This is a genomic window from Acinetobacter lwoffii (assembly GCF_052078135.1).
Taxonomy (GTDB): Bacteria; Pseudomonadota; Gammaproteobacteria; order Pseudomonadales; family Moraxellaceae; genus Acinetobacter; species Acinetobacter lwoffii_Z.
Genome location: NZ_JBQGUZ010000042.1, coordinates 1 through 9,268 on the forward strand (window position 1 = coordinate 1; position 9,268 = coordinate 9,268).

Below are 9,268 nucleotides of genomic sequence, written 5' to 3' on the forward strand. Positions count from 1 at the left end.
GTTATATGCGGGCCAATTGGTTGTGCGGTAGATTTTGTGTGTAGGCTTCTTCATTTGAAAATTATATCGCTGAAAAAGCCTTTACAGATAGGTTTGTGCAACAAAGCCGATAAATTCTATTTAAAAGCAAGAAACTATATATAGTCTACTTTTAACCATGAATGATCTATTGTTATTATTTATCATTCCACCACAATATATTTAATATTTTTTATTAAAATTTAAGTAAGTTTTTACTCGGTTTATCTGGCTGTTTTAGCATAAATAAAAAACGCTTAAAACTACCTCCCATCATTTAAATAAAATCACTGAAGGTCTTTTTAAAAGGAATTTTAAAACCGGCCTTAACCTGTTCATGCCTGATTTACCCCATATCCAAGTTGTCAGCCTAAGCATTTTATGGGATAACTAGCAGGAAGAAAGCCGCTGTTTGAGTGATTACAATTAGGCCCGTAGGCCATGCTTCACTTTTTCAGACTGCATAGCATACTGACTTTGGGAGAACTGCTCAGGTGACCAAACAGTTTCTGACACATCGTTGTCTGATTGCACCGCCGCATGCGAATGATGATTTTTTTGCCCAGACGGTCATTTATCTCGCTCGTCATGATGAAGATGGTGCCCAAGGCATCATTATCAATCGACCTGCCGGCATTCAAATTAAAGAATTGCTGAATGATCTGGATATTGAAGCAGATAATGTCAATCCGCATGAAGTATTGCAAGGTGGCCCTTTGCGCCCTGAGGCCGGCTTTGTCTTACATACCGGTCAGCCGACCTGGCACTCCTCCATTGCCGTGGGTGAAAATGTCTGCATTACCACCTCCAAAGATATTCTGGATGCGATTGCGCATAATGAAGGTGTCGGTCGCTATCAGATTGCCCTCGGTTATGCCAGCTGGGGCAAGCATCAGCTGGAACAGGAAATTGCCCGTGGTGACTGGCTGATTTGTGATTCCGATATGGATCTGATTTTTAACTTACCTTATAACGACCGTTGGGACGCTGCCTATAAAAAAATGGGCGTAGACCGCAACTGGTTATCTTCCGAGATTGGACATGCCTGATGTAAACGTGCCACAAACCATTATGGCGTTTGATTTTGGTACACAAAAAATGGGAATGTCAGTTGGACAATCCCTGATTGCAAGTGCCAATCCCCTGCCTTTATTTCCCATGAAAGATGGTATCCCCAACTGGGATGAGCTGCTCAAAATCGTGAAAAGCCATCAACCGAATTTATTTCTGGTCGGTTTGCCATTGAATATGGATGATAGTGAATCCGAGCTGTCGACAAGGGCGCGAAAATTTGCCCGCCGTTTACGTCATCAGACCAATATTGAAACCTGGATGGTGGATGAACGTCTGACCACCCGTGAAGCACGCGATGAGCTGGATCATTATCAGGCGCAAGGTCGCGGCAAGAAACTCTCTGCCGACAGTATTGCGGCTGCCTTGTTGATTGAAAGCTGGTATCGTCATCCTGCCGGGATCACGCCTTAATCTGTTTTGAAAATTTTTTAAAACAGCATCCTTCAGGGTGCTTTTTTATGCTCCAAAATGCTTCTTAAGGATAAAAATAACGAAAGGTCAGGTTAATTCGTGGTGTCAAAACTTTGCTGGTTTTGCTAATACTGTGCTTCCAGTGTTGCTGTGTCGCGCCACGCATCACAATTAATTGCCCACTATGTAACAGCACATCGACTTTATCACTGCGAATTTTATGCTTAAAGCTCATTTTGCGGGTGGCTCCCAGACTCAGAGAAGCGATGACATTTTCCCGAGAAGTACCTGTATATAACGCCGGTTCATCATCACTATGCCAGCCCAAGCCTTGGGAACCATCTTCATACAAATTGGCCAGACAGGAATTAAAGGGATGACCGACCAGAATTTCAATATGCTGCTTTAAACGGAATAATCCGGGTGTCCATACCTGAGCTTGTTTAAGCGTACCAGAATAACGATACTGATAATGTTCATCGCCATACCAGACCACCTGGCGACCGGTGACATGGTGCTTGCCAAATAAATGCACTTCATCATGTTGCCAGGCCAGCTGACTGAGAAAATGCTGTAGATACTGCTGGCTTTGTTCCTCATCCAAAATCAGGCCATAATCCTCCACTACCCCATCAAAAGGTAATACATTGGCTTGCGGCTGGGGTGCAAATAAATCGAGCGTCATATCCATCAGATCCAGTATCCACATGAAAATACTGACATTCGACCTAAAGGATTACAACTGCTCTTCACAAATGACTACAACATTTATGCTTGTGGCTGGCATGATTCCTGCCTAGACTGAATTCAACTTTCACAATAAAAATAATCCTTTTATGAACTTATGGCAGCTGTTTCAGAAACTTCGTCCCTTTGTTCAGCCTTACCGGTTGCTGGTGATTGCCACGCTGATTCTGACCCTGATTGGCTCATTCACCGCACAGGTCAATGCCATTACCTTGCAATATGCGGTCGACAGCATCAATTCGCTACTCGAAGCCGGTCAAGGATTGGAGCAAGGCTGGCATATTCTGATCACGATTTCGGCAATTTTGCTCGGCAAAGAAATTATTAATGCCTTTGTCCAGTTCGGGCAGAAGTTCTATGGAGAGAAACTGCGAATTTTTGTCTCTCAGGATCTGGCCCAAGGGATTATTGAAAAGTTTTTAAAATATCGTTTGGAATTTTTTAATCAGGAAAATAATCAGGCCGGTAAATTACAGACCCGGATTGACCGTGGTATTGGTTCACTGACCCGTCTCGTTCAGATCTTCTTTATTGATATTTTACCGTTATTTACCAGTGCCATTGTGGCTTTGGGGTTAATGTATTATGCCAATGTTTATGTCGGTCTGGTCGCGACTGCCATTGTCCCGATCTATTTCTGGTTGACCTATAAACAGGCGCAAAAGCTGGGGGGCTGGCGCCGCAGTCTTCGCGATGGTCGGGAGAAAAAGAGTCAGGGCATTCTCAGCATCATCAACTCGATTACTGTGATCAAATCCTTTAACCGCGAATCGATTGAATCGGAAAAGCAGCTCGGTTTACAGCGTGAACTGACCGACAATCAGATGAAAACCCGCCAGACCAGTTTCCTGTTTGATGGCCTGAAAACTTTTCTGGAACAGATCGGGATTGTACTCATCATTATTCTAACCTCCTACTTTGTGCTGGATGGCCAGATGAGTATTGGCATGATCATGTTTCATGTGTTGCTATTTAATAATGTCTCTGCCCCAATCCGATCCCTGCACCGGATTTATGATGAAGTAAATGACGCCATGATCTATTCAGAAAGCTTTTTCAAGATTCTGGAAGCAGATGATGAAATTGAACAAAGCGGTCAGCAGAAACCGATTGTCCAAGGAAAATTTGAACTGAGTGGCGTGAATTTTTATTATCCAAACGGCCACCATGCCCTGAAAGATATTGATATGGAAATTCGTCCCAATAAAATTACCGCCTTGGTGGGCTTATCGGGTGCCGGAAAATCCACCCTGATCAGTTTGCTGGATAAATTTTATGAACCACAGCAAGGCCAGATCAAACTGGATGGCATTGACCTAAAAGATTATGACACCCAATATCTACGCGATCATATTGGTCTGGTCTTACAAAAAAACCATATTTTTCAGGGCACCATCTTTGACAATATCCGTTACGGCAAAACTACTGCCTCAATGGAAGATGTAATTGAGGCGGCAGAAAAAGCCTCGATTCATGAGCAGATTTTACAGTTACCGGATGGCTATGACAGCGATGCCTTGATGCTGTCTGGCGGCCAGCAGCAACGGATTGCCTTGGCACGGATGTTCCTGAAAAATCCACCGATCATTTTTCTGGATGAACCGACGGCGAGTCTGGATGCAATTGCCACGGAACAGATCAAACAAAGTCTGGACCAGATCAAGCAAGGCCGTACCGTGATCATCATTTCGCATAGCCTGTCGCAGATTATTGATGCAGATTATACCTATGTGATGAAAGAAGGAACGATTGCCGAACATGGTGAACACGACCAGCTTTATCATCAGCAAGGCGTATATAAGGAAATCTTTGATGCGATGGCCAAAAGCCTGAATATTGAAAAAATTGCCAAAACTTTTGAAGATGATGCTGAGGAAGAAACTCATAGTTAATATGGATTAATTATCTTTCTCTGAATCAAAAATTTGCTACACAAGAAAAGCGGTCTTTTAAGACCGCTCAATATTAAGATTCATCTTCCAGATTTAAAACTGCACAATCCATTCACCCCTGATATAACGATAATCATAATCCGGCCCATAGAAGGAAGCACTGCGATTATATCCGGCATTCATACGTAGAAACTGCGAGCCGTGAACAGGACTTTGCAAGTTCAGTTCAAATAACCGGGTGGTCTGACTTGAATCCTGATTAATTTTTTCACGTCCAAAACCAGCAGTTAAACCAGCTGACCAGCCGGAAAAACGCTGACGCCAACCTAAGGCCAGCATCGATTCTTGATAATCCTGAGGGTTAAAATATTCCCTGCCTACATCTTCTTCACTACTTTGGTAGGTGCGATATCGGGCCTGAAGCGTCAATCCCAAGTCCAGAGAAGGCTGATAGATCAGTCTGATACGACCATGATCACGGCGATTATCGTCTGAAAAAAATTGCGATCCTGCAACACCCACCACTGTGACATGCTCACCTAAACCCTGATCCAAGGCAGCACCAATAAAGGTAAAATTCGTTCCCTGCTCCAAAGCAGGCTGAGTTTCAACCCAATCCCGATTGGCAAAAACTTCTAATGCTGTTTTTTCTGCAAGTGGCGTACGATAACTACCATCAAATGTGAATAATGTATGATCTCCTTGATCAACTATACCTGCCTCCAAAGCCCAGCCATTCGCTGTAGCAGAATCAATATTACGTCCAATCAATGAAATCTTTTGACCATCTCGACTCCAGTCATCAGCTTTATACTGATAAGCACTGCCACGTATACCTAGATAATCATCAGCATGTTCATATTGAGGCAAAAATTCCGCTGATAATTTACGGGTTTGAAAGCCTTCACTATCATCACTAAAGAAAAACTCTGTTCCAAGCGCACGTTCACTTTGGGCCAGGTTTTCTTCTAATCCCTTGGCCAGGCTGCTTGCATTCATACCTATAAGCAAAGGAACAACCGCATAGATCCCAATTTTGTTATTTTTCATTTTGTTCCCCATGTTTTTCGTGTTCTCAGTACTTCATCCAAATATCCTAAAATACTGGCAGGTTGCAATAAGAAACTATAGGCAAGAACATACAAGAAAAAACCACTGAAGTTTTTCCGTACCCTGAGCTCCAGATCATCAAACATTCTGCGTTCAATTGAATAATTTAATAGCCCCAGTAAGAATGCCATAGGTAATAAAGCTAGGGTCATAATACCCGCGATCCAGTAGTGTCCAAAACATGCCAGAATGAGTCCAGGTATAAAGCCAAAGGTAAAGGCAATATCCAACCAAGGGAAAAGCAGATTCCAGTAAATAAAAAACGTAGACAGTCTTGGCTTAATTAGAATAGTGGGATGTTGAATAAATGCCTCAATCATGCCACGTGCCCAACGCTGACGCTGTTTGATAAAAACCTTAAGTGTGGTCGGTGCATTGGTAAATAGACAGGCATCCTCACAATGTCCAACACGATAGCCTGCATTCAATAATGCCCATGTAAGTACGATGTCTTCGCCCACACATTCAGGCCATCCACCCACTTCAATTAGGGCGTTTCGATCATAAATAGAGAAAGCACCTTGGGCCACTAAGGTTCCCTGATATAGAGACTGCATACGCTTGGTCGCTGCAATGCCGAGAAAATAGTCCCATTCCTGAGTTTTGGTTAATATGTTTTCACGAGAATTGCGTACCAGAATTTTACCCGCAACCGCACGTGTATTGGGTGGATCCGCTACATAGCGTTCCACAATATTGATTAAAGCAACACGATGTAAATAAGAATCTGCATCAACGGTAATCACTAAATCATGCTGAGTCAGCTTTAGTCCTTCATTTAAAGCATGCGCCTTCCCTGCATTTTGCTTTAAATCCAGCAAGGTCAGCCAGGGAAATCTCGATTCGGCTTTTCGGACAATACCAGCAGTGTCATCCTGAGAACCGTCATTAATAACAATAACCTGCAATCTTCCTGGATATTTTTGCACACTAATGCTGACTAAAGTATCTTCTATGGAAGCAGCTTCATTATAGGCAGCAATCAACATGGTAATGCCCGGATAAGACGCTAATCGCTGCCGCTTGGGTCTGCGATCCATCATCAAGCTGAAAGCCGCAAATGAATTCATAAAGCCTGGAATAATGGCAATGCCATAAATCAGGAAAACCGCTGCAAAATAACCAATATATCCGCTCAGATCATGCAGCCAGTTTTGGGAAATCCAAATTGAAAATGCGGTCCAGCAACAAGCCCCCAAGAGTGCGATAAAAAACTTTAACCGCACAGAAAAGTAAATTTGAGAAACTTCTCTTTTACTTTCATCAATCATCATAAATGTTCTCTTACATATGATATTTCACAAAACTTGTGCAGGTTTATCTGGTGTAAAATGGGATAGCTAAAAACGGTTGATGATCACTTTAGATACACATCGCCACATGTGTCCATCTGATAATTTCTCTGGAGAAAAACTCTATTTTGTCTAAAAAACCTGCATATTTTATAATTATATATACATTTTGTATATTTTTTGACAACTAAATCACATTTTTTGTAAATTTCATCGGTAAAAATTTTGATTATTTTAAAACCTGTTTTGCTTCCGACTTGATAAAAAACATTTAATTAAAGCTAAAAAAAAGCCTGCAAATTGCAGGCTTTTTATTTTAATTTTTTAAGATTTAACGCTGAACTTTTTGTTCAATTTCTTCAACGCTGGTATGACGCACATCAAAACCTTTGACCATATAGATCACCTGTTCCGAAATATTCCGGGCATGATCGCCAATTCTTTCTAGCGAACGGAGCACCCATAATACATTGATGACACGACTGATATGCCGCGGATCTTCAATCATATAAGTCATAAGCGTACGTGTGGCTGATTGATACTCACGGTCAATATCCGCATCTGCCAACATGACCTTCAAAGCTTGATCTACATCCAGACGCGCAAAAGCATCCAGTGCATCATGAATCATCACCCGCACCTGGTTGCCAATATGCCGGGTTTCCATATAACCGCGCGGTGAGCCGCCCTCTTCACATAAGCTTTGTGCAATTCGGCCTATTTTCGAGGCTTCATCGCCAATCCGTTCCAGATCGGTATTGGCCTTGGACATGGCAAGCACCATACGTAAATCAATCGCGGCAGGATGACGGCGCGCCAGAATCAGGGTCAGCGCTTCATCAATATCTCGTTCCATCTGATTGACGACATTATCTTGAAACTGCACATCTACTGCCATTGAGACATCTGTGTCCAATAGGGCATGAATGGCATTAGCTACCTGCTGTTCTACCAGTCCGCCCATCGTCATGAATTTGGTATTTACGTCTTGCAGTTCTTCATTAAATTGCGAAGAAATGTGATGACTTAATACAGGATTATTTGGACACAAGGAAAGCTACTCCTGAACGATAGAGGACAATGATCAATAATAAATCATATTAAAGCATATCTATGATGAAAGTTTGATGACAATAGTAGCCTCATAAAGACTGAGGCGAATCATATTCAATTAGCCAGGCGTTCAGTTCTGCCAGTTCCTTTTCGGTTAACTGCCCGACTGAAGCCTGCAATTGCAACACATGCAACAGATAGTCATATTTGGCATTTAAATAATCGGTCTTGGCAGAAAAGGCATTACGCTGTGCCAGCAATACATCAACCATGGTTTTTAAGCCTTCCTGATATTGCGCTCTGGAGGCTTGTGAGACAATTTCTGAAGAGTCCATCGCAGCTTTACGTGCATTGAGTTTGGCCTGATCGGTTTCTACCTGCATAAAAGACTGTTTCACATCGGTATTGGCTTTACGGATAGCCGCATCCAGTTGTGCTTCACTTTTTTGCACATTGACACCGGCCTGACGGATACTTTTTTGTGTGCGTCCGCCGCTAAATACATTCCAGTTCACTTCCACCCCAATCTGGTCGAAATCTCCATTGCTGGACATGATCGTGGCTGGACTTTGTTTTAAATAGCCATAGGTTCCGACCGCTTCGACCTGCGGATAGAGCGCAGCCTGCTCGACCCGTTTGGCATCTTCAGAATAGCGCTTTTGCAGACGCGCTTGCAGAATATTCAGATTCTGGCTTTGTGCCAATTCGGTCCAGGACTGCATATCACTTGGAACCGGTTTCTGAAACTGGAAATCGTTGCGTAGCACCGCCAGATTATCCTGATACGGGCCGATTAATTGTGCCAGCTGTTCTTGGGCCAGTACCAGCTGAACTTGAGTCGAAATCCGGTTGGCCTGGGCACTTTGATACTGGGCATTGGCTTCACTGACCTCACTGCGCGCTACCAGACCTTCTTTCAGCTTGGCATTCATCATCCGTAACTGCTCAGACAGTGCCTGCTCTTCCTGTAAATAAGCCGTAGTCAAAGACTGCTGACGCAAGACATTAAAATAGGCTTCGGCCACCTGTAAAATATGCTGCTGTTTTTGCAGACGCAGATTGACTTCACTGAGTTCGACCGAGGTCTTGACCTGCTTATAACCTTGCCAGGCATCCCAGCGAAATAAAGGTTGGCGTGCGGTTAAGGCCACCTGACGGCTGGTTGTACTGGAACTTTGCAACTCACCAAATTCAGCAGGCAAACCTTCAGACTCTGAGTTGTTGACGGACTGGTTTTTACGGGTGACATTGCCTGAAAGGGACACGGTCGGCAGCAAATTGCCGCTGGCAATCCCCAGATTGAGCTGATCGGCCTGATACTGCAACACATTCGCCTGCCAGTTCGGGTCATTTTGCTGGGCGCGCGCATAGGCTTCTTGCAAATCCAGTGCAAAAACTGCCGGACTACTTGCCAATATCCCCGCCATGACACTGAGTTTTAATTTCATTTTATAGTGTTAACCCCTAACAGCCATTCAGATTAAAAAATTCTGGCGCTTTAAGCTCAGCCATACTAAAGAGATCTCTTGAATTTTTACGTATGATTTTTATTAACTTTTTAATCTCTGTACACGACAAATTTCACAGAACCCTTATCCTATCAGGATTCTGCTTTCTTAAAATTGCCAAAATTTCCTTAAACTCTTCTTTTTTCCCAAAACCAATTAAACG

The 9,268-nt window shown here is 43.1% G+C and carries 8 protein-coding genes; 3 read left to right on the forward strand and 5 right to left on the reverse strand.

The window, feature by feature from the left end; all coding sequences use genetic code 11:
- Positions 1–512: 512 nt before the first annotated feature.
- Entirely contained in the window at positions 513–1,067 is a 555-nt protein-coding gene (locus ACTL4S_RS15895; RefSeq protein WP_004281085.1) for a YqgE/AlgH family protein, read from the forward strand.
- A complete protein-coding gene (ruvX, locus tag ACTL4S_RS15900; RefSeq protein ID WP_148334353.1) occupies positions 1,060–1,503 on the forward strand; it encodes a Holliday junction resolvase RuvX in 444 nt (147 codons plus the stop codon). The genes ACTL4S_RS15895 and ruvX overlap by 8 nt, the downstream gene beginning before the upstream one ends.
- 64 nt (positions 1,504–1,567) lie before the next feature.
- Here the strand turns inward: ruvX and ACTL4S_RS15905 are convergent, their stop codons facing one another.
- On the reverse strand, positions 1,568–2,188 hold the full coding sequence (locus tag ACTL4S_RS15905; RefSeq protein WP_213686750.1) for an alpha-ketoglutarate-dependent dioxygenase AlkB family protein: 621 nt from the start codon (positions 2,186–2,188) through the stop codon (positions 1,568–1,570).
- Between the two features lie 151 nt (positions 2,189–2,339).
- Between ACTL4S_RS15905 and ACTL4S_RS15910 the strand changes: the two genes are divergently transcribed.
- Positions 2,340–4,142, forward strand: coding sequence for an ABC transporter ATP-binding protein (locus ACTL4S_RS15910; protein WP_168730888.1), 1,803 nt, complete (start codon positions 2,340–2,342; stop codon positions 4,140–4,142).
- A 93-nt stretch (positions 4,143–4,235) separates the two neighbouring features.
- On the opposite strand, the gene ACTL4S_RS15915 is transcribed toward ACTL4S_RS15910, so the two are convergent.
- From ACTL4S_RS15915 to abuO, 4 genes are all read right to left on the reverse strand, one after another.
- The gene (locus tag ACTL4S_RS15915) at positions 4,236–5,192 is read right to left on the reverse strand and encodes a hypothetical protein (protein ID WP_441299656.1); all 957 of its coding nucleotides are present in this window, start codon (positions 5,190–5,192) and stop codon (positions 4,236–4,238) included.
- The gene (locus ACTL4S_RS15920) at positions 5,189–6,526 is read right to left on the reverse strand and encodes a glycosyltransferase family 2 protein (protein WP_441299657.1); all 1,338 of its coding nucleotides are present in this window, start codon (positions 6,524–6,526) and stop codon (positions 5,189–5,191) included. The genes ACTL4S_RS15915 and ACTL4S_RS15920 overlap by 4 nt, the downstream gene beginning before the upstream one ends.
- A gap of 349 nt (positions 6,527–6,875) precedes the next feature.
- Positions 6,876–7,595, reverse strand: a complete 720-nt coding sequence (gene phoU, locus ACTL4S_RS15925) for a phosphate signaling complex protein PhoU (protein ID WP_005108465.1) — start codon at positions 7,593–7,595, stop codon at positions 6,876–6,878.
- Between the two features lie 91 nt (positions 7,596–7,686).
- Entirely contained in the window at positions 7,687–9,045 is a 1,359-nt protein-coding gene (gene abuO / locus ACTL4S_RS15930) for a multidrug efflux outer membrane protein AbuO (protein ID WP_441299658.1), read from the reverse strand.
- Between the last annotated feature and the right edge of the window lie 223 nt (positions 9,046–9,268).

Excerpts from the sequence above, each read along its gene's own strand:
- ruvX (WP_148334353.1), top strand. The coding sequence starts at position 1,060 with ATGCCTGATGTAAACGTGCCACAAACCATTATGGCGTTTGATTTTGGT.
- ACTL4S_RS15905 (WP_213686750.1), bottom strand. The coding sequence starts at position 2,188 with ATGACGCTCGATTTATTTGCACCCCAGCCGCAAGCCAATGTATTACCT.
- ACTL4S_RS15910 (WP_168730888.1), top strand. The coding sequence starts at position 2,340 with ATGAACTTATGGCAGCTGTTTCAGAAACTTCGTCCCTTTGTTCAGCCT.
- ACTL4S_RS15915 (WP_441299656.1), bottom strand. The coding sequence starts at position 5,192 with ATGAAAAATAACAAAATTGGGATCTATGCGGTTGTTCCTTTGCTTATA.
- ACTL4S_RS15920 (WP_441299657.1), bottom strand. The coding sequence starts at position 6,526 with ATGATGATTGATGAAAGTAAAAGAGAAGTTTCTCAAATTTACTTTTCT.
- abuO (WP_441299658.1), bottom strand. The coding sequence starts at position 9,045 with ATGAAATTAAAACTCAGTGTCATGGCGGGGATATTGGCAAGTAGTCCG.